This window comes from Chryseobacterium proteolyticum (assembly GCF_046591535.1).
Classification (GTDB): domain Bacteria; phylum Bacteroidota; class Bacteroidia; order Flavobacteriales; family Weeksellaceae; genus Chryseobacterium; species Chryseobacterium proteolyticum.
On sequence record NZ_JBJLWK010000002.1, the window covers coordinates 429,026 to 452,676 of the forward strand.

General features: G+C 36.0%; 21 protein-coding genes, 1 pseudogene and 1 riboswitch. Of the genes and pseudogenes, 9 read left to right on the forward strand and 13 right to left on the reverse strand.

All coding sequences use genetic code 11. The features are described 5' to 3' along the window. Positions 1–170 precede the first annotated feature (170 nt). Genes ACJ5H0_RS07845 through ACJ5H0_RS07855 form a run of 3 tightly spaced genes read left to right on the forward strand, consistent with a single transcriptional unit; the run spans position 171 to position 3,975 of the window. On the forward strand, positions 171–2,483 hold the full coding sequence (locus ACJ5H0_RS07845) for a TonB-dependent receptor plug domain-containing protein (protein WP_411248643.1): 2,313 nt from the start codon (positions 171–173) through the stop codon (positions 2,481–2,483). Continuing rightward, the gene (locus ACJ5H0_RS07850; RefSeq protein ID WP_411248646.1) at positions 2,455–2,709 is read left to right on the forward strand and encodes a hypothetical protein; all 255 of its coding nucleotides are present in this window, start codon (positions 2,455–2,457) and stop codon (positions 2,707–2,709) included. Before ACJ5H0_RS07845 ends, ACJ5H0_RS07850 begins: the two co-directional genes overlap by 29 nt. Positions 2,710–2,751: 42 nt before the next feature. Further along, on the forward strand, positions 2,752–3,975 hold the full coding sequence (locus ACJ5H0_RS07855) for a hypothetical protein (RefSeq protein WP_172279770.1): 1,224 nt from the start codon (positions 2,752–2,754) through the stop codon (positions 3,973–3,975). A 197-nt stretch (positions 3,976–4,172) separates the two neighbouring features. On the opposite strand, the gene ACJ5H0_RS07860 is transcribed toward ACJ5H0_RS07855, so the two are convergent. From ACJ5H0_RS07860 to ACJ5H0_RS07895, 8 genes are all read right to left on the reverse strand, one after another. After that, complete coding sequence (locus tag ACJ5H0_RS07860) at positions 4,173–4,697, reverse strand: hypothetical protein (protein WP_273648746.1); 525 nt, start codon at positions 4,695–4,697, stop codon at positions 4,173–4,175. Between the two features lie 285 nt (positions 4,698–4,982). After that, positions 4,983–6,224 carry an amidohydrolase gene (locus tag ACJ5H0_RS07865; protein WP_411248651.1) on the reverse strand — a complete coding sequence of 414 codons (1,242 nt, stop codon included), beginning with the start codon at positions 6,222–6,224 and terminating at the stop codon, positions 4,983–4,985. A gap of 81 nt (positions 6,225–6,305) precedes the next feature. Continuing rightward, positions 6,306–7,151, reverse strand: coding sequence for an AraC family transcriptional regulator (locus ACJ5H0_RS07870; RefSeq protein ID WP_345992483.1), 846 nt, complete (start codon positions 7,149–7,151; stop codon positions 6,306–6,308). A gap of 60 nt (positions 7,152–7,211) precedes the next feature. Then, positions 7,212–8,546 (reverse strand): amidohydrolase, encoded by a 1,335-nt coding sequence (locus tag ACJ5H0_RS07875; RefSeq protein ID WP_411248654.1) that lies wholly within the window; start codon positions 8,544–8,546, stop codon positions 7,212–7,214. Positions 8,547–8,735: 189 nt separating this feature from the next. Beyond that, positions 8,736–10,019 carry a glutamate-1-semialdehyde 2,1-aminomutase gene (gene hemL, locus ACJ5H0_RS07880; RefSeq protein WP_172279780.1) on the reverse strand — a complete coding sequence of 428 codons (1,284 nt, stop codon included), beginning with the start codon at positions 10,017–10,019 and terminating at the stop codon, positions 8,736–8,738. Positions 10,020–10,067: 48 nt separating this feature from the next. Further along, entirely contained in the window at positions 10,068–11,120 is a 1,053-nt protein-coding gene (locus ACJ5H0_RS07885) for a glucosaminidase domain-containing protein (protein WP_172279782.1), read from the reverse strand. A gap of 17 nt (positions 11,121–11,137) precedes the next feature. Then, positions 11,138–12,046: a 1-aminocyclopropane-1-carboxylate deaminase/D-cysteine desulfhydrase gene (locus ACJ5H0_RS07890; protein WP_411248659.1), complete on the reverse strand. Its 909-nt coding sequence runs from the start codon at positions 12,044–12,046 to the stop codon at positions 11,138–11,140. Between the two features lie 54 nt (positions 12,047–12,100). Then, positions 12,101–12,427, reverse strand: a complete 327-nt coding sequence (locus ACJ5H0_RS07895; protein ID WP_273648758.1) for a hypothetical protein — start codon at positions 12,425–12,427, stop codon at positions 12,101–12,103. Between the two features lie 38 nt (positions 12,428–12,465). Between ACJ5H0_RS07895 and ACJ5H0_RS07900 the strand changes: the two genes are divergently transcribed. The 3 genes from ACJ5H0_RS07900 to ACJ5H0_RS07910 all read left to right on the forward strand — a co-directional run bounded on the left by ACJ5H0_RS07900 (position 12,466) and on the right by ACJ5H0_RS07910 (position 15,174). After that, a complete protein-coding gene (locus tag ACJ5H0_RS07900; protein WP_411248664.1) occupies positions 12,466–12,645 on the forward strand; it encodes a DUF5522 domain-containing protein in 180 nt (59 codons plus the stop codon). 5 nt (positions 12,646–12,650) lie between these two features. Beyond that, positions 12,651–13,178 carry a DUF4136 domain-containing protein gene (locus tag ACJ5H0_RS07905; protein ID WP_172279788.1) on the forward strand — a complete coding sequence of 176 codons (528 nt, stop codon included), beginning with the start codon at positions 12,651–12,653 and terminating at the stop codon, positions 13,176–13,178. Between the two features lie 193 nt (positions 13,179–13,371). Beyond that, positions 13,372–15,174, forward strand: a complete 1,803-nt coding sequence (locus ACJ5H0_RS07910) for an endonuclease (protein ID WP_411248668.1) — start codon at positions 13,372–13,374, stop codon at positions 15,172–15,174. A gap of 75 nt (positions 15,175–15,249) precedes the next feature. Here the strand turns inward: ACJ5H0_RS07910 and ACJ5H0_RS07915 are convergent, their stop codons facing one another. The 4 genes from ACJ5H0_RS07915 to namA all read right to left on the reverse strand — a co-directional run bounded on the left by ACJ5H0_RS07915 (position 15,250) and on the right by namA (position 18,182). Further along, the gene (locus ACJ5H0_RS07915; RefSeq protein WP_345992473.1) at positions 15,250–16,275 is read right to left on the reverse strand and encodes an NAD(P)-dependent alcohol dehydrogenase; all 1,026 of its coding nucleotides are present in this window, start codon (positions 16,273–16,275) and stop codon (positions 15,250–15,252) included. Positions 16,276–16,469: 194 nt separating this feature from the next. Then, positions 16,470–16,790, reverse strand: coding sequence for a CCC motif membrane protein (locus tag ACJ5H0_RS07920; protein ID WP_172279794.1), 321 nt, complete (start codon positions 16,788–16,790; stop codon positions 16,470–16,472). 19 nt (positions 16,791–16,809) lie between these two features. Continuing rightward, on the reverse strand, positions 16,810–17,100 hold the full coding sequence (locus ACJ5H0_RS07925) for a DUF2752 domain-containing protein (protein WP_411248672.1): 291 nt from the start codon (positions 17,098–17,100) through the stop codon (positions 16,810–16,812). Positions 17,101–17,129: 29 nt separating this feature from the next. After that, entirely contained in the window at positions 17,130–18,182 is a 1,053-nt protein-coding gene (namA, locus tag ACJ5H0_RS07930; RefSeq protein WP_273648766.1) for an NADPH dehydrogenase NamA, read from the reverse strand. A gap of 107 nt (positions 18,183–18,289) precedes the next feature. Here namA and ACJ5H0_RS07935 point away from each other — a divergent pair. The 3 genes and pseudogenes from ACJ5H0_RS07935 to ACJ5H0_RS07945 all read left to right on the forward strand — a co-directional run bounded on the left by ACJ5H0_RS07935 (position 18,290) and on the right by ACJ5H0_RS07945 (position 21,988). After that, positions 18,290–18,773: pseudogene (locus ACJ5H0_RS07935) on the forward strand (cytidine deaminase). Positions 18,774–18,878: 105 nt separating this feature from the next. Beyond that, positions 18,879–19,054, forward strand: a riboswitch (cobalamin riboswitch). Between the two features lie 33 nt (positions 19,055–19,087). Further along, positions 19,088–20,842: a TonB-dependent receptor plug domain-containing protein gene (locus ACJ5H0_RS07940; protein WP_411248677.1), complete on the forward strand. Its 1,755-nt coding sequence runs from the start codon at positions 19,088–19,090 to the stop codon at positions 20,840–20,842. Positions 20,843–20,947: 105 nt separating this feature from the next. Beyond that, complete coding sequence (locus tag ACJ5H0_RS07945; RefSeq protein WP_273648771.1) at positions 20,948–21,988, forward strand: YncE family protein; 1,041 nt, start codon at positions 20,948–20,950, stop codon at positions 21,986–21,988. A 177-nt stretch (positions 21,989–22,165) separates the two neighbouring features. Here ACJ5H0_RS07945 and ACJ5H0_RS07950 read toward each other — a convergent pair whose 3' ends face one another. Then, positions 22,166–23,584 (reverse strand): CCA tRNA nucleotidyltransferase, encoded by a 1,419-nt coding sequence (locus ACJ5H0_RS07950; protein WP_411248683.1) that lies wholly within the window; start codon positions 23,582–23,584, stop codon positions 22,166–22,168. Positions 23,585–23,651 lie beyond the last annotated feature (67 nt).

Below are 23,651 nucleotides of genomic sequence, written 5' to 3' on the forward strand. Positions count from 1 at the left end.
ATTAAGACCGATAAACTTTTATTCCTTTGCACCGAAAGAATATAGTAAAAATAAAATGAATTTTAGAAAAGCTAGTATAGCGGTTATCTTTTTAACCGCCTCATCGACTGCGTTTTACGCTCAAGATACCAGGCAGGACACCATCAAGAAAGAGAAGAAAATCGAAGGTGTTGTCATCCAGGGAAGTAGCAATAAAAAAAACTGAAACTGCTGTATTAGGAGAACAGAAAAAAGCAATTATCCAGAAGCAGGCTGTAAGTGCTGAGGAAATTTCCAGAAAGGGAATTTCTAACGTAGAACAAGGCCTTACAAAGGTAACCGGAATTACTACAGTGGAAGGACGAGGGCTTTTCGTAAGAGGTCTGGAGGAAAGATATAATTATCTTTTAATTAACGGTCTTGGCTCTCCTTCCAATAACCCGTTCCAAAAAATCATTGCATTAAAGCAATTCCCTACCGACGTTGTGGGTAAACTCAATATCTACAAAACATTCAATTCTAACCTTTACGGAGATTTTGCCGGAGCTACTTTTGATATCGAAACTTTAACGATTGATAAGCCCTTTTCGAAAATTGAATTTAGTGTTGGGGTAAATACACTAAGTACTTTCAGGGACAATTTTAAGGTAGCTGAGGGTGCAGATGGAATGAATGGATACTTAGGTTTAAATTCAAGAGATAGACGATTACCTGGCGAAATCAGAAATTCAAGGCCAAACAACTACAGGTTTTCTGCTAATGAATCTCTAAACTCTTTTAAAGATTCCTGGAATGTAGACAACGTAAAAGCATTACCAAATACCAGTATTGGTTTTACAACTGCTCAAAAGGTAAAAATGGGATCTGGAAATTTAGGAATTTTATTCTCGTTAAACCAGGGAACTAAATTTGAATATAAAGAAGGAGCTAATAACCAATTCAGATCACAAGGTAAAGATTCTTTCATTGATAATATGAACTTTCTTAATCGTAAACAATACAATTACGAAACAGAATCTTCGGCATTGCTAGGTCTTGGATATAAAAATAAAGGAACTGTTGTTAATCTTAATGCAATTTATCTACAAAACACCAATAATATAATTGAAGATAATTTCGGATATAAAGACAATTTAGTTCAAAATAAAAAATCTGGTTTCTTTAGAACCAATCAATTGGATGTTTCAAGATTTTTGGATCTACAATTAACAGCTTCACAAAAAATCACCGATAGACATCAGGTAAAAGCCGGGGCAAGTTATGTCATTAATAACTATAGTCAACCGGATAGAAAAATTATTGATGGTAACCGTACGGACCCGAAGACAGGAGCTATTCTTCCTGAAAACATGATTCAAATGCGTTATGGTGGAAATAACCTTATCCGTCAATATTTAGATGTAGACTCTAGATTCTACGGTTCAGCATTTGCAGAATACCAGTTGTCTTTAGGAGAAAAAGGGGATCGAAAAGATTATCCTATACAGATAGCAGTAGGTTATAATGGATTCTCGGATTTCAGAAAAACTTCTTATAGATTCTTGTTTGGACGTACCTCTAATCCATCTTTGGCTCCGTTCGTTGTTAACATTGATACCCCACAAGATACATTTGATACATCGATAAGAAATGGAGATTTATTCTATCAGGAAGGTTCTGATGTTTCCCAGTTCTTTTCGAGTTTTTATCAGATTATCAACGGAGGTTATGCCAACGTTAATTTTAAACCCACCGACTCTTGGGATGTTTTATTGGGGGCAAGATATGAAAATGATATGACGCTTATCCGTTATTCTGATCAAGGTGCGGCTAAAAAGAATAACCTTGAGAAAAATAAGGATTTCTTTTTACCATCGTTAGCAATAAAAAAAGCACTTAACAATAAACATAATTTAAGATTTGCTTTTAGTAAGACCGTTACACGTCCTATCCTTATTGAGACAATGCCTATTAAGTATATTAGTCCTGATAATGTAAATATTGTAGGAAATCAAAATATCAAAAATAGTGAGAACTACAATTTTGATGTAAAATGGGAATATTACCCAAGTACAAAAGAGATGTTTGCGGTGAACTTATTTGCAAAAAGAATTGATAACGCAATTGAACGTTCTCTAACAGCATCGGCAGACGCAACGGGTTCTACAATTACATTCTTTAATGCAAAAAAAGCTGAATTATACGGTGTAGAACTGGAAGGAATTTTAAGCTTAAACAGAATCTCTGAAGCCCTTAAAAACTTCACACTAGGTGCTAATGCTACTATTATGCATTCAAATGTTGAGAGAAGCCAAGAACAATTAAACATGGAACAACCAACCTGGTTTAAAAATACCGGGGAAACACTTCATAAAAGAGGTTTACAAGGTGCAGCTCCTTATACAATCAACGCAGATTTAAAATACGAAATAAAGAACCGTAATAATCTGGCTCAAACATTCTCCCTTGTATATAATGTTTCAGGAAGTAAAATCTATGCAACGGGGGGGAACAGGTACAGATAATTATTATGAAAAACCTTTCCATCAGGTAGATTTCGTTTATCAAGGACAACTCACTAAAAACTGGAATGTGAAGTTTGCTGTTCAAAATATTCTTGACAGTAAATATAGAATCCTGTTGGGAGAAGACAAAAGCTATTTACCTCTAAGAGTAGAGGACGGAAGCAATGTCCTTACAGATTATTACAGAGGTGTTACATTCAACCTTACGGTTGGTTACACATTCTAAACCAATTTAATTTATAAAGAAAGAATAAAAATAAGTATAAAAATGAAAAGAAGAGTTTTATCATTATTATCGTTAACAGTGGTGTTAACATTAGCCTTAAATTCATGTACTATTGATGTAAATGATGGCTTAGGAGAAGGAAATACGGTTACAACTCCAGGAACTACTGAAAGTGTTCTAAGCGGAAGCGGAACTTTATCAGGAACTATAACAAAAGACCTTTTAATTAAAAAAGGAAATTATACATTAGATGGAATTGTAAAAATAACTAACAATGCTACCATCACAATTGAAGCAGGAGCTACATTCAATGTTGTAACTACAAAAACAAGTGGTTTAGTTGTTCTTCAGGATGGTAAAATAAATGCAGTTGGAACAGCTTCTGAACCAATTGTATTCACTACTTCAACAAAGACTCCGGGTGATTGGGGTGGAATTACATTATATGGAAATGCACCTATTAAAGCAGTAAACGGAAATACTCAGGCACTTTCTGAAGACGGAAATAATGTTTATTATGGAGGAAGTGATGCGAATTCAAATTCCGGAACTATGAAATTTGTTCGTGTTGAGTACGCTGGAAAGAAAATCGGTGATGGTACTTCAGAAACCAATTCAATGACTTTCTACGCTGTAGGAGCAGGTACTACCTTAGAAAATCTTGTAACTTACAAAGGAACAGATGACGGGTATGAATTCTTCGGAGGGACTGTAAGTGCTAAAAATATTGTTTCTTATGGCAACTTCGATGATTCATTTGACTGGCAAGATGCATGGAGTGGTCAAAACAATACCAATTGGTATGCTTTTCAGACAGGAACAGGAAACTTTGGAATGGAAATAGAAGCTTCCAGTAACATAGATAATGTTGCTCCAAAAATTTCAAATATTACATTAATTAGAGATGCAAATACTAATCCTGAAGCAGCTAATTCTCCGGAAATTTCTGCAATCCAGTTTAAAAAACACGGAACAGGAATATTCTCAAATGTATATATCAGCGGATATAAGAACATTGGTAACCAAAAAGCGTATGCTGTTCTTATTCAGGATGCTGCTACGGAAAACAGTCAGGTAAACAATAATAAAGTAAAAGTAGAACCTCTTACCTATTTAAACTCTGACAATGCAGGAGTTTGGGGATATGCATATAATCCAAACGGTGGAAAAACTTTCACAAACGCAACAACAGTTACAAAAGTTACATTGGTACCAGGAGCTTGGGCTACCGTAGATGGTGTTAACCTTTTAGCTGGATTACAATAAGCAAGTAATAGTTTCTCATATCACATTAAAAGCCATCAGAGAGTTTTCTGATGGCTTTTTTAATTTATTACACAAAAAAGGCATTGAAATCTTCAATACCCTTTTATATTATACCGTTTTATAGGAAATCATAAAGATATATCCTAACATGTTTAAATTAGTAAAGTTTGGTCATAGTTAATTAGTTTCGTTGTTGATCAGATCGTAAAAAAATCTTTTGGAATTACTTCTTTCATTTCCTTTGTCTTGAGCAGTCGGTTTTGTCCATAATGCTCTATGGAAATCACCTTCTTCAAATCACTTTTAGTAATTTTAGGTTCCAGAAGTAAGGAGTAAAATTTTGCAATGTCTACCCTTAAACTTTCAGTCTCTATGCTGTATTTTTCTTCACCCGACTTAAGACATTGATCAAATAATTTTAGCAGCTGATGAAAATGAATCAATTCTTCTTTTGAAAGAGTCGTTTTTTTGTTGAAAAGCTTAAATTTACCTTTATTGTTCCTGGTCTCTTCCTGGGCAGGAAAGTCGTTAAAATCCCCATCGGGAACATTCAACTTAATCTTCAGATAGCTAATCATTTGTTCAGGGGATATTCTTTCCTGATAGTAATCGTGGAGTTCTTTAAGGGAAGTCCACCTGCTTCTATCAAGTGATAAATCCACTTGTCGCAGAAAAGCATAGAAGAAAAGAATTTGTTTGTAATCTACTTCTAATTCATTCATAATATACAGTAATTTATAAGGGCTTTCCCCCTATTAGTAATAATGTTGGGAAAGTAAAAAAATAGTTTTTCGTAAAAATATTTGTGTGTAAGGTGTGTATTGTATACTGCAAAAGTACACGGTAATGACAATGCGAATTTATTTCATTATTAAATAATAAACATATATTCTTATGTAAAATTAATATTAAAATTACCTTAACTGTATTTTTTTCAACATAAAATAAAAACACCAAAGTAAATTACAATGGTGCCCGGTTACAAAAACAAGTATTAAAAAATTATATTAAAACTCTTTCCAGAGTAAATGATCCTGGATCAGTAATCCCTCTATTTTAGGGACTCTTGCTACAGCTTCTGCAGAACAGCTCGCATTTAAAAAGACAGCATTTGCCTGGTCTCCTGCTTTTGGCCACTGCATTTCTCCTTTTTCATTTAGAGGAAAAACATTTCTCGTCGCAAATCCTAAAGTCCTTGAAAGTTCAAATTCTGTCTCATATCCATATAACTCAGCAATCAAATTAGCCTTCTGAAGCATATTTCCGGATCCGAAAGTGCTCCAGTGATCCTGGACATTATCATTTCCTACCAGAATATTCACTCCATATTTTTTGAGCGCTGGAACAGGCATAATTGTTCCTCTAAAAGGAATAGAAGAAGCTATTCCCACCTTAGCATTCGCAAGTCTTTCAGCGATTTCATTTGTTTCCTTCGAAGATAAATGCCCCAGGGTAAAAGCATGGCTGATGAAAGTTTTTTCCTTAAGAATCGGATTTTCAATAACCTTATCGATCAGATAACTGATGGTTTTCATCCCCGATTCACCTATTTCATGCAAATGAATATCAATTCCTTTCTCATAATCCAGCGCCAGCTGAACAGTGAAATCAATTACCTTTTCAATATTCCCATCAATTGAATAAGGGTCTAAACCACCTATAAAGCTCACACTTTTTAAGGCAGCCGCTTCTTTCATCAGGTGAGCCGAATCGGTATAATACAATCCATGTTGAGGGAAAGCCACCAGTTCAGCGCTGAAAAGATCTTTTTTATATTCTAATGCTTTTTCTAAGTTTTCCAGGGATTGTAATCCTGAAGTAGGATCGATATTAAAATGAGTCCTCGCAAAAGTGGTTCCGTAAGACTGCAATAAAGAGATCAGCTCTCCTCCTCTTTCAACCGATGTCTTTAAAAGCTCAGGAATGATTTCCTGTTCATAAGCAATCATGTCTTTCACTGTTTTTCTTTTCGGCGATATTGCCTGCCATGGAAGCCCATATAAAGTTTTGTCCAGATGGATATGCATGTCACTAAATGCAGGGAGCATCAGTTTGCCATTTACATCAATCCCACCGGAATGTGCATCACCAGGTAGGATATTTTTTATTGTTCCTTTTTCAATTTCAACACAAAACAAATCCGTTTTTGTTCTGATAACGTCTTTCTCATCGTAATCGAATCCGGTTTCCAGGCGGACGTTTTTCAACAGATAGTTTCCGGAGGCAATAACCTTATAGTCTGGCTGCATACTTCTCATTTTATGATAACAAAGTTATGCCTACCATCTCTAAAACAGGTGTACCAATTATATGATGCTTTGTACGGATTATTACTCTTTAAATTGTGAAGGTGTCATTCCGGTTTGAGCCTTGAAAAATTTTGAAAAACTGGCGTGATCATAAAACCCAAGATCATATACAATATCTTTTACAGACATTGCAGACACTTTCAACAGACGCTTGGCCTCAAGCAAAATGCGATCCTGGATCAACGAGGAAGCCGATCTGTTCAGGTTCTTTCTACATATTATATTTAAATAGTTGGCAGAGATATTTAATTTTTCCGCATAAAAAGAAACTGAACGTTCTTCTTTAAAATATTGGTCAATAAATGACAAAAATTTAGAAATTACGGGATTGGAATTAAAAATTTCAAAATCATTAAAAGCTCCTTCTACTGATTTACTGATCAGCAAACCAATCACTTCTCCTCTTTTTTGAATCAGTTCCCAAAATACAGGCTTATTATTTAAAGAATCTTTAATAGCCTTAAATTCGTACAAGAGCTGCTGAAAGATTTCCTCAGAGACATCAATCACGGGATGATTCTGATAATAAGATGCTGAAAACCGTAATACCGGAAGAAAATTCTCAAACCACTCACGGCTGATCATCAGCTGATATCCTATTGTCTCTTTCTCTATTACCCATTGATGGACCTGTCCGGGAAAAACCAGGTGAATCTGACTATTTTCAACTTTGTACTCCACAAAATCAATCGTATGAAAACCTTTACCTATTTCAAAAAGGTTAATAATGAAAAAATCATGCTTATGAGGCTCATCGATTGATCTTTCACCATGCAACTCATTAAACAGCAGATGACAACCTTTTGACTGGTCCTCACTGAATTCATGAATACCTAAGACGGGAAAATAATCTGACTGATGGCTCATTCCGCTTTTAATTTACTCTCTAAAATAAGTAAATTCTGCCAGAATAGATCATAACCTTTATCAAAAAACAATCGTGCCCTGATGAACGAGAGATTCGATAAGGGAAATTCTTGAAACCGCCTCAGCAGAACAGCTCGCATTTACAAACACCATATTGGCATCATCCCCCTTTTTAGGCCATTGCTGATTTCCATTATCATCCAGCGGAAGTACATTTCCTGTTGCCAGTTTTAAACTCCTTGATAGTAAAAATTCTGTTGAATATCCATACAATTGCGCCATCAGATTTGCTTTCTGCAATACGCTTCCTGAGCCGAAAGTATTCCAGTGATCAACAATACTGTCATTACCAGTCAGAACTGTTACACCATATTGATACAATAATGGAATCGGCATAACAAGGCCTCCGAAAGGAATGGTAGAAACAATTCCTATTTTAGCGGCAGCCAGCTTTTCTGCAATTGCTTCCTGTTTTGGTTTTTCAAGCTTCCCCAAAACAAAGCAGTGGCTCAAATAGGTTCTTCCTTTGAGAGATGGGTTTTCATTCACTTTATTAATAAGATACTCTACTGTTTTTAAGCCGGATTCTCCGGACTCGTGCAAATGAATATCAATTCCTTTGTCGTGATCCAAGGCAAGCTGAACTGTAAAATCAATTGTTTTTTCAATAGCTCCGTCAATCGTATAAGGATCTACCCCTCCTATAAAATCAATATCCATAGCAGCTACTTCTTTAAGATAAGGCACCGAATCCGTATAAAAAACACCATGCTGAGGAAAAGCAACCAACTCCGCTCCAAATGTTTTCTTTTTATTCTCCAATGCTCTTTGAAGGTTTTTCAGGGAATCCAGTTTGGATGTAGGCTCAATATTGACATGGCTTCGCGCAAAAGAAGTTCCTTTAGATTGTAAGAGCTCAATCATTTTTTCTGCTTTAAAAGCTGAATTCTTCAACATTTCCGGAAGTATCTTCTGCTCCAGGGCAATCATTCCCTTTACTCCGCCTGTTCTTTTCCTTACAGCCTGCCAATGATCTCCATAATATGTTTTGTCTAAATGAATATGCATATCTTTAAATGCAGGCAGCATTAAAAATCCCTTTGCATCAATCGCTTTAGCATTAGGCTGGTTTGGAGTAATGCTTTTTATTTTTCCATTTTCTATATCAACACAAAACAGATGGGTCTGCGTAGAAATCACCTCCCCTTCTTCATATTGAAAGCCGGTTTCCAACCGAACATTTTTAAAGCTGAGTTTTCCATTACTTAAAGTTTCATTTTCAAAAAGCAGGCTTGCAGCATTCATTGTTCCTGATGTTAATGTTGTTAAACCTGCCATTGCCAAGGCAGAGCTTTTAATGAAGTCTTTACGGGTTATATTACCTGAGGTGTTCATATCCAATCTATTTATTACAAAAATAAATAGAACAGAGATGAAGGACAGGTATAGTTTATAACAATGTCTGTACAATTTATTGTGAAACTCATTTTGCAGAAAATTTTATGTATACCGGTATCTGGTGTATTTAAAAACAAAAAGGACAAGATTGATGAATCCTGTCCTTTTTATTTTATTTCTATTGAGTTAAGAATACTCAAATTTCCTTACAGCTTCCAGCGTCATATCGATTTCCTTCTCTTTGATCGCATCACTGATAAAATACGTTTCATAACCGCTTGGCGGAAGGTAAATTCCATTGGTTAGCATTTGATGGAAAAAGTTATTGAACAAAGAATGATTCGCTTCCTGCGCTTCATCAAAGTTTGACACCCTGTTGATATGAAAGAAAACAGACATCATAGAACCTTTTCTGTTGATCTTATGAGCAATCCCTTTTTCATTTAAAATTTTTCCAATTTCAAAATCTAAAGTTTCCGTAGTTCTATTAATTCTTTCAAAAAAGTTCGGATCATTTTTAATCAGCTGAAGTGTTTTTAATCCGGCTCTCATAGCTAAAGGATTTCCGCTTAGTGTTCCAGCCTGATACACTCCTCCTTTCGGAGCCAGGTGATCCATGATCTCATTTCTTCCCGCAAAGGCTCCTACAGGAAGTCCTCCTCCGATTACTTTTCCGTAGGTAACCAGATCTGCTTTTACATTGAACAACTCCTGAGCACCGCCAAAAGCTAATCTGAAGCCGGTCATTACCTCATCAAAAATTAATAAAGCTCCATTTTCATCACAGATTTTTCTTAAATTCTGTAGGAAATTATTTTCAGGTAAAACACATCCCATATTTCCGGCAACCGGTTCTATGATTACGGCAGCTATTTCTCCCTGGTTATGACGGAACAGATCTTCTACCTGCTCAAAATCATTGTAGCGGGCCAAAAGAGTATCTTTAGCAGTTCCCTGAGTTACTCCGGGTGAATTTGGGTTACCAAAAGTAGCCGCTCCACTTCCGGCTTTGATTAAAAATGAATCTGAATGTCCGTGATAGCATCCTTCAAATTTTACAATCTTATCTCTTCCTGTGTATCCTCTTGCCAGCCTGATTGCACTCATACAAGCTTCAGTTCCGGAAGAAACCATCCTGATCTGATCAATGTTCGGAACATTTTCTACGATGAATTTTGCAATTTCCGTTTCCAGCTCTGTAGGAGCACCAAAGGAAAAACCTTTTTCTGCCTGTAATTTCAGTTCTTCCAATACCTCAGGATGGGTGTGTCCAAGAATAGCGGGTCCCCATGAATTAATGTAATCCACATAGGTGTTGTTATCCTCATCTGTTAGATATGCACCTTTTGCAGACTTCATAAAAACGGGAACACCTCCCACTGATTTGAATGCCCGTACCGGAGAATTTACTCCGCCCGGAATGTATTGATATGCTTCATTGAATAAAGCTGAACTTCTTTGATATCTCATGTTACGTAAAGAAATGCGCCTCTCGGCGCATATATATTTTTTTATTATTTAATTTCTCGGCTTTTTATCTATCAGATAAATCAACTGTCCAGGCGAAGGTTGTTGTCCTTCATCCATTCTGTTTTTTGCGTATAGCTTGTGTAGTTTGATCCCGAATTTCTGCGCGATGTCGTGCATATCTTCACCAGACTCGGCTTTATACACGGCCGTATTTCCTGTGGAATTTTTAGATTCAAGAAATACGATATCATTTTTCTTTAAAGCAGTTCCTTCCAATTCGTTCCATTTGATCAATCTGCCTTCGCTAACTTTAAATTTGTTGGCAATGTATTTTACATCTGTATCCTCAGGAATAACGATATATTTCAGTCCGTCATTAGGATGGCTTTTTATCAGTATAGAATTAAGGATTTCAGCTTTTGTTTTAATTCTTTCCACCCTTTTCTGCTGTTGTGCATAAGAAGTCTGCTTATAAGGCACATTCACCGTAACAGGATCTTTTTTTGCCACTTTAGAAGGTTCTAATTGTGCCATGAAAGTTCTGTCATCCTTAAGGTTCGGATATAAGCTTAGTACGGCATAAAGAACCTCTTTGGAATTGGTATTGTCAAACTCATACAGTTTATATCTTTCAATTTTACCGATCAGAATGGAAGCATAACGCGGATTGGTTGCATATCCTGCTTTTTTTAATCCGTACGCCCATGCTCTGTAATCTTTCATATCCAGCTTGAAAAGATTGGTGTAGTACTTTCTTGTTGAAAGGAATATGGAATGATCTTCATAAGACTGCCTTGGATCTTCATACACACGGAAACATTCGTTCGGAGCATCATCCGTATGCTTCATTGTTTTCCCTGTCCAGTCTTCTTTGCATTTTATCCCAAAATGATTTTTCCCTTCCAGAGCCAATCTGCTTTGCCCTCCCCCTGTTTCCAGAAGCCCCTGAGCAAGCGTAATAGAAGCAGGAATTTTATATTTTTCCATTTCTTCTACTGCATATTGTGCAAATTTCTGGATGTATTGGTCTTCAGTAGCCCAGGTCTGAGCTGAGAATTTTGATAAAACTAAAAGGCTTACGAGTAAGAAAAGTCTTTTCATGTTTTTCAATTTTTACTTTATATAATTAATTTTCTATTTTGTTTTTCTAAAAGCAAATTTGCGCCTTCAATTCCCTGCAAACCGCCGGTATGGAAGCATAAAATTCTACTATTCTCAGGAAAATATCCATCATCTATCAGTTCAAAAACCTTCTGCATCATTTTCCCTGTATAAATCGGCTCCAGCGGAATCTGGTATTTCTCTTTAAAATCATTTATAAAACGGATATTCTCATCCGTTATTTTCCCATAACCTCCAAAATCAGAATCTATTAGATGATAATTTTTCTTCAAGGTTAATTGGGCTATGGTATCCTCCAATGAAGAATCACCAACCACCTTAAATCCTATAACCTGCTGATTATCTTCACAAAAATTAGAGATCCCGGCAATTGTTCCTCCGGTTCCAACTGCGGTGCAAAGATAATCAAAATCTTTTGTTTCATGATTCAGCATCATTTTCACGCCACGAACGGCATCTTCATTGGTACCTCCTTCGGGAATGATTAGGGCATCCGGAAATTCATGCTGCAAAAACTCAGATAATTTTTCTTTATTACGATATTCCTCACGCGAAACAAATTTCAGATTCATTCCATTCCTGAATGCAAAGAGAAGTGTTGGATTATCACGCCATTTTTTAGAGAGTTCTTCGCCTCTTATAATTCCAATTGTACGGACTCCTGATAACTTCCCTACCGCTGAAACTGCTGAAATATGATTAGAATAAGCACCGCCAAAAGTGATGATGAGTGGATTTTCAATTGGTTTTTGAAGATAGGTATTAACATTATGAAAAAGTTTCCAATACTTATTCCCGGAAATCAGTGGGTGGACAAGATCTTCTCTCTTAAGAAAAAGACTGATATTCTTATCCATCTTTATTTCATCAATCGGAATAGGCTCTGCAGGAATCTGTAAAATCATTTTGTTTTAAAGTAAGACTGAACTAAGGGCAAAATTACCATTTTTAAATCTTATCTATCTGTACTTCCAAAAACTCCAAAGTTTTCTGCTCTTAAGATAACCTCCATCATCTTCCATAGCATAGGCTTCTTTTTCAAATGAAATACTCCGGTAAGCCAGATAAGCATCTTTTAACCTGAAAAAGTGATAGTAATATTCTATAACATAAAAGATATAAAAGAAAATAATCAACAGTTCCAGTTGTTGTCTTAAATGAATTTTTTCGTGATTGATCAATACATTATTTTCCTTATCTTCGGGTTTTCTTACGAAGATAAAAGGAAAAAGAGCAATACCATTAATTTTTAATTTTTTTAATGGTTTTTGGCACACAATTATCATAATAACAAATATAAAAGTTTTTGATCAAGATTTAACTTATGGCTCATTTTGACATCAAAGAACATGAAGACTTCTACTATAACGAACAGGGATATAAAGTCTTTACAGAAAAGTTTCATCTGAAGCGAGGATATTGTTGTAAGAGTGGCTGTAGACATTGTCCTTACGGATACGATAAAAAGACTGATACATTCATTAAAAACGATAAAAAAAAATAAATAAAATGAAAAAATATATTTTTATTTTGTTAGCCGCGGCTACTTTAGGTTTAACCTCCTGCAGCCCTTTTCAGGTTCGTTCTGACTATGCCGAAACTGCTAATTTCACTTCTTATAAAACATATAAAATAAGAATTGATGATTTGAAACTTAACGATATTGATAAAGACAGGGTTTTGAATGAATTATCAAAACAGCTGCAGAGCAAAGGTCTTTCATCGGGAGAAAATCCGGATCTTATTGTTAATGTAAAAGCTAATCATAAAAAAGTAACGGATATCAACAGTTATTCACCATACGGAATGTGGGGATGGGGAGGACCTTTTGGATGGGGTATTGGAATGAACAGAACATGGACCAGTAACTATAATGAAGGAGCATTAATTGTAGACCTAGTAGATACGAAAAGCAATAAGCTGGTTTGGCAAGGTATAGGAAGCGGAATATCTGTAGACTCACCAAGAGCTAAACAAAGACAGATCCCTGAAATTATGGCGGAAATTATGAAGAACTATCCTCCACAAAGAAAATAAAGATTATTTTAAATCAATTATACTGAGCCAATGCATGATTTTGCATTGGCTTTTTTTATTAATTTGTAGTTCATCACGGTAGTTATCTTATCAAATATATACCATACATAATATAAACGCCCAAAATTAACAGAAATGTAATTTTTCATTTCATAAAAATGTAGTAATCTTACACCCTAAATTTTTATTAAATATGAAAAAAATTATCTTATTTCTTGCTTTAGCAGGTATTGCTAAAGCCCAGGCTCCTGCAGGATACTACTCTTCTGCCACTGGATTAACAGGAGCTGCTTTGAAAACAGAACTCAGCTCCATTATTACCAATGGTCACCAGGACAAAGGTTATGGAGGACTTTGGACCGGATATAAAACTACCGATATTGATAAAACTTATGAAAACGACGGATCTATCATGGATATTTATTCCGAGAAGCCCAATGGCGCGGATCCGTACAACTATACTCCGGTGACGAATCAATGCGGAACTTATTCAGTAGAAGGAAATTGCTATAACCGTGAACATATTGTACCACAAAGCTTATTTAATGAAGCATCACCGATGGTTTCGGATATCAACTTCATCAGAGCTACCGATGGTAAAGTAAACGGAATGAGATCCAATTATCCTTTCGGAAAAGTAGGAACAGCAACATTTACATCCAAAAATGGATCAAAATTAGGAAACTCCGTATCTTCAGGGTACTCGGGAACAGTTTTCGAGCCAATTGATGAATTCAAAGGAGATGTGGCCAGAATGATCTTTTATTTTGTAACACGTTATCAAAGTAAGCTTTCTTCTTTCTCTTCAGGTAATATGCTAGGAAACACAGCTTTTCCGGGGTTACAAACCTGGGAGCTTAATGTTCTTTTAGCATGGCATAATCAGGATCCTGTTTCTCAGGCAGAAATCTTAAGAAATAATGCTTCTTATACTTATCAGGGCAATAGAAATCCTTTTATTGACAATCCTGCTTATGTAGATCAGATCTGGGGATCCCAACAACCATCAAACGATACTCAGGCACCTACAACAGTTACGGGCCTTAGTGTTTCAGGTAAAACATCAAGTAGTGTATCTCTTTCATGGACTGCCTCAACGGATAATGTTGGCGTTTCCTCTTACGACGTTTATATGAACGGAAGCTTAAAAACCAATGTAGCTTCAACTTCTGCAACAATTTCAGGATTGAGTTCATCCACAACTTATACTTTTTATGTAGTAGCTAAGGATGCGGCTGGAAATACTTCTTCCGACAGCTCAACAGTTTCTGCAACTACAGAATCCGGAGGAACAACGAATCCAGGTACAGATTGTGTCAATGAAAATTTTGAAACCATTCCTACGGGAAGTTCATCAAGCTATTCTACAAGAACATGGACCAATGGTGGAATTACCTGGACCGCAACAGATGCAAGAACCGATCAGACGATTTCCAATAAGGCGATTACTGTTCGTGATGGTTCTTTAAAATCAAGCAGCTCAGCTAATGGTATCGGATCATTAACGGTAACTACTCAATTAAAATTCAGCGGAAGCGCAGGAACGTTTAATGTTTTGGTAAACGGAGTACAGGTGGGAACAATTCCTTACAGTGCAACAACTGCAACCACAACAATCAATAATATTAATGTTTCCGGGAATGTAGTAGTGACATTGGATAATAATTCATCAAGCAATCGTGTAGCTCTTGACAACCTGAGCTGGACTTGCTACTCAGGGACAGGAAAGCAAAGCAAGAGTATCTCTTCTGATGTTCAGCCTGAGTCAAAAGATTTACAGGTTTATCCTAATCCCATTTCAAATCAGGAGATTTTCATAAAAGGAGAAACTCAGAATATTAAAAAAGCTGAGATCTATAATTTGCAAGGGAAAATAATGCAAACAATTAACAGCCCCTTCAAAAACAGCAGGAATTCAATTAAAATTAAAAATCTTGAGCAAGGTGTCTATATCTTAAAACTGGATAATTCCAGTCTTAAGTTTATCGTTAAATAAGCTTTCAGGATTTTATTTAAAATAAAAAAAGCCTTCTCTTAATAAAGAGAAGGCTTTTTATTGGTAGTTTAAATATCAGGGAATCAAGACCGCTCTGCCTTTGATTTTTCCTTCTCTTAGCCGGTCATAAACCTCATTAGCCTGATCGAGCTTATATTTTTCAATTTCAATATGGATTTTCTTTTGTCTGGCAAGTCCTACAACCTCCATCAGTTCCACCCGGGAGCCCCAGTAAGGATTAGTCATACTTACCCCAAATGGCAATCCGGACATATTGTATTGATAATGTCCTCCTCCCAATCCTACAATGGTAAGGTCTCCGTCAAGGCTTACAACCTTAGTTCCCAACTCAATGGTCGAAGTTGCTCCAACAAAATCCAATACTACTTTAGCCTTTTTTATTCCGGTAATCTTTTTGATCTGTTCTGCAGCATCAGCATCTTTGGAATTAATGGTGTAAGAAGCTCCAAGCTCTCTGGCAAAGGCCAGCTTATCTTCTGTGACATCACATGCAATAATTTCAGCTCCGCTGATCTCCCGTAAAATCTGAAGTGCAACATGCCCTAATCCCCCAACACCGATCACCACCACATACTCATCTGCCATCAATTTATCCAGTGACCTTTTGATCGCTGAATACGGGGTTAAAGCAGCATCGGTAAGTGGTGCAGCTATAACGGGATCAAGATCATAAATAGGAACCAATAAACGGGACGATGGAACAAGCATATATTCTGCCATCCCGCCATTCAGTCCTAATCCTCCACCATACGCCATTTCTGACTGATGGTCACAATAGTTCTCTTTTGATTGCTGACAGGGTTTACAATGCCCGCATCCCCAAGGTCCATAGACTAAGACAGCATCCCCTTTTTTATATCCTTTGACATCTGAACCGATTTCTTCAATCCATCCCGCATTCTCATGTCCCAAAGTAAAAACAGAACCCGAAACTGTACCTTCATCTATAATATGCAAATCCGAATGACAAACACCTGCACCTCCAATCTTTAATAACACTTCTTCTCCTGATGGTTTTGGGATTTCCATATCATCTACAACACGGACATCTTTATGTCCGAAAAAACGTACTGCTTTCATACAATTAATATTTGAAATTTATATACTTCAATTTACTAATAACATACTGGTTTACATGAATAAATACCATTAAATAAATCATGTTTCCGATAAAATTTCCTATTTACGTATTACATTGAAGAAAATTACAAACAACCCACCAACAAAAAATGACCGCAAAATTGCGGTCATTCAGTTCGATCATATCATTAAAGTTATTTTCCCATATTTTTAAGCTGATTAATCTGCTCCATATATCCGTCCCAGCCGACAGTAGAAAGGACAAAGATCATATAGGCAAGACTCAGAACTCCTATAATCAGACCAATGATGCATAATATTCTTCCTGTTTTAAGGTTATCATAGTCTGAATATACTCCCGGATTCTGAAGATATAGCGTATTATCCTTATTGTACAGATTCATTCCGATTAATCCACAGATTACACCTACAATCCCGTTACAGCAACAGCTTCCGAGGATAGCGACGATTCCTAGTACTAGTACGGTTGTCGCGTTTGGTAATTTTTGATTCATAGTTAGTTATTTTAATAATTTAATGTAATGTTAAAGGATGTTTATAAAAATAAGAAACCACCATGATAATTGAATTAATAATGGCTAAAAAAACCAGTACATTACCATAGCTTCTTTTTTTATCAATAAAGTTCACTCCTACCATAAGCAAAAAAAGAAGTAAGGTGTAGACCGCAGGAAACATATGAAAAGCCTCTGAAAATTTTCCCTCAAAGACTAAAACAATTGCCCTTTGGGTACCACAACCAAAACATTCAATTCCTAAGAATTTTTTGCTTGGACAAGGTAGCATAAAATCTTCAATCTTCATTTCCTGAACTTTTATTTTGGTTTCTAAAATTAAGAAGAAATTTTAGCTCTTAGATATTGATGTGGGAAAAAACAGTTTTCATTCATTTCAAAGGATCCCTGAACTGCAATATATGGATTTCTAAGAATTTCCCTGGCTACAAAAATAAGATCGGCATCACCCTTCTGTAAAATATCCTCAGCCTGCTCTATTTTTGTGATCAAACCTACTGCTCCCGTCTTCACTTCAGCTTTATTTTTTACCTGTGATGATAAGGGGACCTGATAACCGTCAAAGACAGCAATCTTTGCTCCATGAATATTCCCACCACTTGAAACGTCCACTAAATCCACCTTATGCTGCTTCAGTATTTTTGCAAGCTCTACACTGCTTTCGATATCCCATCCATTTTCAGCATATTCTGTTCCTGAGATTCTCACAAACAATGCAGTATTATCATTCAGTTCCTCGTTTACCGCATCTACTATTTCTATTAAAAATCGTATTCTGTTTTCGAAGCTGCCTCCATATTCATCTGTTCGTATATTCGAAAGCGGAGATAAAAACTGATGAACTAAATATCCATGCGCTCCGTGGATCTCTATAATGTCAAATCCTGCTTTCACAGCTCTTCTTGCTGCTTCTTTAAAATTCTGAACCTGAGTTTTGATTTCTTCCAGCGTCAGAGCGTGTGGAATTCTTTCTGTAGGATGATAAGGAATCGGGCTAGGTGCCAGAGTTTCCCACCCCTCTTCCACTGGAATTTGAATATTATTCCAGGTAGAGCCTTTTCTTCCGGCATGTGCCAGCTGGATTCCGATTTTACTCTCAGAATTGGAGTGGACAAAGTTGACAATCTGCTGAAGTTTTTCAGCTTGTTCGTCATTCCATATTCCCATACATTTATTAGTGATCCTTCCCCGGGGTTCAACACCCGTTGCTTCAATCATTATCAGTCCGGTACCACCTTGTGATCTGCTTCCGTAATGTACGAAATGAAAGTCATTAGCCATTCCGTTTTCACTTGAATACATACACATAGGTGACATAACCCATCGGTTAGAGAGTTTAATATTTCTGAATTGTATCGGAGTATATAACATTGTCTATTAATTTTTGAATTTTACTAATGGAGAGGAAATAATCCCGGGTTGCCCACGTGATTAAAAAGAACTAATTTTACCTCCCCTTTTTAGGCTCCAATAAATATATGAAAAAAGATATACAGATCGGCTACGAATATTTTAAAAATAGCTCTGAACTGAACGATATAGAAAAAAAAACTTTTCGAAAGAGCAAAACAAGCCCGCGAAAATGCTTATGCCCCTTATTCCCAATTTTTGGTCGGGTGCTCCGTATTACTTGAAAACGGAGAAATATTTTCCGGTAACAATCAGGAAAATGCAGCTTTTCCATCCGGACTTTGTGCTGAAAGAACAGCTCTATTCTGGATAGGTGCAAATTTTCCTGAGGAAAAGATCAAAAAGATTTTTATCGTAGGAGGCCCTAAAGAATCTTCTGAAAAAACACCACCGATTCCCCCGTGTGGCGCCTGCAGACAAAGTCTTATTGAATACGAAACAAAACAAAAAGAAAATATTGATCTTTATTTTTCCAGTATGAATGATGAAATCGTTAAGGTAAATTCGATTAAAGATCTATTGCCATTTTACTTTGACTCGACGTTCTTGTAATCGTGAAACTCTCAATTCTGAGGTTCTGGGAATCGTTATTTTTTCTGCAGACCATTGTTTTGATTACAAATTAACAGATACGACTGAGATTTCTTTTTAAAAACTTATCTTTGCAAAAATTTTGGTTTTCAAGCTATTGAAATAATAGGGAATTGGGTGAAAATCCCAGACTGTCCCCGCAACTGTAGATCGCAATTAAAATTTCTATAAGAAACCACTGTGAAAACGGGAAGGTATAGAAATGCGAAAGTCAGGAGACCTGCCAAAATGATAATATCAAAAATATATTGCTTTCGGTGGAAAAGTAAAATAGTATGAAAAAAACCTTAGTACTGCTTTTATCGTCATCTGCTTATTTTCTTTGTCTGGGACAAGAGAAAGCAATCGATACCGTTTATATTTTTGACAACCAGATGAACAAGGTAAAACTTTTTCATAAGGTTACTCCCATTACTCCTCAGGATGCTGAAAAGAATTCCACGAATCTTTCAGAACTTTTACGTTTCCAATCCAGTATTTATATCAAGGAAAACGGACGAGGTGCAGTTTCTTCGCCTTCGTTCAGAGGAACCTCTGCTCCACAGACAGCCTTTGTTTGGAATGGAATCAATATCAATTCGATATTTCTTGGTCAGGGAGACATTAATAATATTCCTCTTTTCGGATATGATGAGATCGGAGTGAAAGCCGGTGGCGGAAGTGTAATATACGGAAGTGGTGCAATCGGCGGAAGTATACATCTCAATAATAATCTGGATTTCAATAAAGGTTTTAAAGCCTCCCTGTATTCTGAGGGTGGATCATTTGGTACTTTTAATAATTTCGGAACGGCCTCCTACAGCAATGAAAAGCTGAGTTTTAAAGTCTCAGGAAATCATTCGATCAGTCAGAATGATTATAAAGTGGAAGAAAAAAACTATATTAATAGAAACGGCAAATACTTTAACAGTACGTTTAATGTTGGAATCTCCTATAAAATTGCGAGACATCAGACGATCTCATGGCAAAGTCAGTTTTTTGACTCGACACAGAATTATCCGATTTTTGTAGAGAATGGCAACCGTACAAAATACGAGACACAAAGCACCAGAAGCTTACTTTCCTGGGATATTACTAAAAGTAAATTTTCAAATAGCTTAAAAGCTGCTTACACAGAAGAAAATTTCCAATATTTTGGCAATTACAATGCTCCGAAGACCAGTGGTTCAACAGGGAAAAATTATATCTTTAAAAATGATTTTAATTATTTCATCGTACCTGAACTTAATGTCAACATCATCACCGAATTCCAGGTAAACAAAGGTGAGGGGTATCAGCCTGATCTCCAAGGTGTAAAAACTGAAGGAATTGGTAATGTAAGTAGAAATGTAGGCTCTTTAGCGGGGTTAATACGATATTTTCCGACGAAAGATCTGCGTTTTGAAGCTGGTGTTAAAAAGGATTTTGTAGAGAATATAAGTTCGCCATTGCTTTACTCATTCTCGGGAAAATGGAGTCCGGTACAATGGTATAATCTTGGAGTAAATGTATCCAGAAATTTCAGATTTCCAACATTCAATGATCTGTATTGGAATCCCGGAGGAAATCCAAACCTAAAACCGGAAAGGTCTTACCAGATGGATATGGACCATGAGTTTAAATGGGGTAATATTAAACTTGCATTAAGTCCGTATTATCTTTATATATCGGATAATATAGTGTGGTTGCCGACAGCTCACGGATATTGGTCCCCAGTTAATATCAATAAAGTGAAGTCTTATGGTTTAGAATCACAGATTACTTTTGATAAACAGCTTAAAGAACACCATTTTAGATTTAATATAGGATATACACTTGCAAAATCCATCAATCAGGAAACTAAAAAGCAAATGATGTATGTCCCTCTCCATAAGGTTTTTGGAAATTTTGATTATCAGTATTCTTTCCTAAAACTTTATGTTCAGGGAGTTTTTAATGGTCTTACATACACTACAACAGATGAAAAAAGAGAAGATGCGATAGATTCTTATTTCGTCATGAACACGGGTGTATCAGCAACGATCTTAAAAAAAATATGTCTTAGGTTTTAAAATCAATAATTTAACCAATACTGTTTATGAAACGGTGTCTTATTATCCGATGCCAAAACGTAATTACAGTATTTCCGCAACGATAAATTTTTAATAAAAAATAACATGAAAATAACTAGACTTTTACAACTATTATTTGCTGTAGTACTACTTTTCAATATTTCCTGTAGTACTGATAGTGATAATACTTTGCCTGTAGTAACTTATGAAAACGGATATTTAATTTCGAACGAAGGAAATTTCGGAAAGCCAAATGCAGAAGTAACTTTCGTTTCAAGAGACTTAACTTTTAGTCAAAACAGCATCTTTTCCAAAAATAATAATGGAAACCAATTGGGTGATGTTTTACAAGCTATGGCATTCAACGGGGATAAAGCGTATCTCTTGTTAAACAACTCAAATAAAATCCAGGTAGTAAATCGATATACTTTTAAAAGTGCAGGTGAAATTACCAATCAAATAGATAATCCCCGTTATGTTGCCGTTGCCAATAATAATATCTATGTAACCAATGATAAATATCAGGGAGCTAAATATGTAAGTATTTATAAAAATTCAGATCTATCTTTTGTTAAGAAAATTACATTCACGGATAACGTTGAAAGAATTGTTGAAGCAGGAGGAAATATTTTTGTTCAAAATGCAAGCTTTGGATTCGGAAACAAAATAACTTACATCAATACTTCGAACAATGATGTACAATCTGTAATTACATTGCCCAATGTAAATATCAACAAAACAATTTCCTATAATGGTAATGTATATGTTATTGCTACAGGAACTACTGACTCTTATATTTACCAGATTTCAAGTACCGGAAGCATTACGAAAACAACAACGTTGACAGGTATTCCTAATGCAACCAATCTTCAGATTGATGGTGGAAGATATTTCTTCTCTTCAGCAAATAAAGTATACTCAATGGTTATGGCGGCAACTACTCCTCCTACAACTCCTATTATTACTGCTGTAGACGGAGGACAGTACTATACACTTTACGGTTTCAGTGTTGTAGATGGAAAGATCTTTACGTCTGATGTGAAGAACTTTACTGAAGACAGTGAAGTTACAGTATATACTACTTCAGGATCAAAAATCAAATCCTTTACAACAGGTAAGGGGACTAATGGCGTGTATTTAAATTAAGAAGTTTCTACTTTTTAATAGACTAATAAATTTTATTTTTTTTTCATCATTTGTGTTTTTTCCGGGCTGCCTAAGGCAGCCCGGATTTCTTTTACAGAAACCAGACAAAATCCAAATAAAAAAGATCCGGAAATGAAATCTCCGGATCTTTTTCTTTTTCAATTGATAGTTTTGGACTCAGATGATCAATCCTAACTTTTCAGCTTCTGCAATAACATACTTTTTTGCTTCTTCATGATCATTCTGGATTTCACCTTCAAGAATAGCTTCTTTAACCTTCTCTTTCAGAATTCCAATTTCACGTCCCGGCTTTAGCTGAAACATCTCCATGATTTCTTCTCCGGATATAGGTGGCTGAAAGTTCCTTACCTGGTCCTTCTCTTCTACTTCTTTTATCTTTACCGCTACATATTCGAAGTTCCTCTTGAACTTTTCCTGTTTTTTTGAATTTTTCGTGGTGATATCAGCCTTACAAAGCGTAAACAGATCTTCAAGATCTTCACCGGCGTCGAATAAAAGTCTTCTTAGAGCAGAATCAGAAGCATCATCCGTAATCAAAGCGATCGGGCGGGATGAAAGTTTGACCATTTTCTGTACATACTTCATATCTGGCCCTAAGGGAAGTTTAAGCTTTTGGAAAAGGGTTTTCACCATTTTCGATCCCAAAAATTCATGACCATGGAAAGTCCACCCGGTTCCTTCAACAAATTTTTTTGTGGGTGCTTTTCCAATATCATGAAGTAACGCTGCCCAACGCAACCAAAGTTTGTCTGTATTAACGGAAATATTATCTACAACCTCCAAAGTATGGTAAAAGTTATCTTTATGGGTCTGTCCTTCCACCTCTTCTACCCCTTTCAGTTCAATCAATTCAGGAATGATGTATTTTAAAAGACCGGTTTGTTCCAGCAGGCTTAATCCAATAGACGGCTTTTCAGAAAGCATAATCTTATTGAATTCTACCATAACCCTCTCCTTCGAAACAATTTTAATCCTTTCTACCTCCCGGCTGATTGCGGATAACGAGTTTTCCTCTATCGTAAACTGTAAGGTAGAAGCAAAACGAACCGCTCTCATCATTCTCAAGGGATCATCAGAATACGTCTGTGCAGGTTCTAAAGGGGTTCTTAATATTCCTTTTTCTAAATCTTCTACTCCATTAAACGGGTCTATAAGTTCCCCGAAATTATCTTTATTTAAAGAAATTGCCATTGCATTGATCGTGAAATCCCTTCTCTTCTGGTCATCTTCCAATGTTCCCCCTTCCACTTCCGGCTTTCGGCTGTTTTCATTATAGCTTTCCTTTCTTGCTCCTACAAATTCCAGCTCAAGATCTTTATATTTGATCATTGCGGTTCCATAGGTTTTGAACACGGAAACCTTCATTTTCGGATCAATTTCCGCAGCCACGCTTTGTGCAAGCTCTATTCCGCTTTGTTCAGTAACAAAATCAATATCTGTAGACGCTTTTCTTTTCATCAGTAAATCCCGCACGTATCCGCCAACAATATATACTGATTGATTATTCCGGGCTGCAACCTCCGAAATGATTTTAAAAAGCTTTAGATTTTTATTTTGATTGAGATTAATGAACATATTTATTATTTAATGTAAAACCATTAAGAAACCAGGTTATTGGACTTATTTAAAATTCCATGCATTT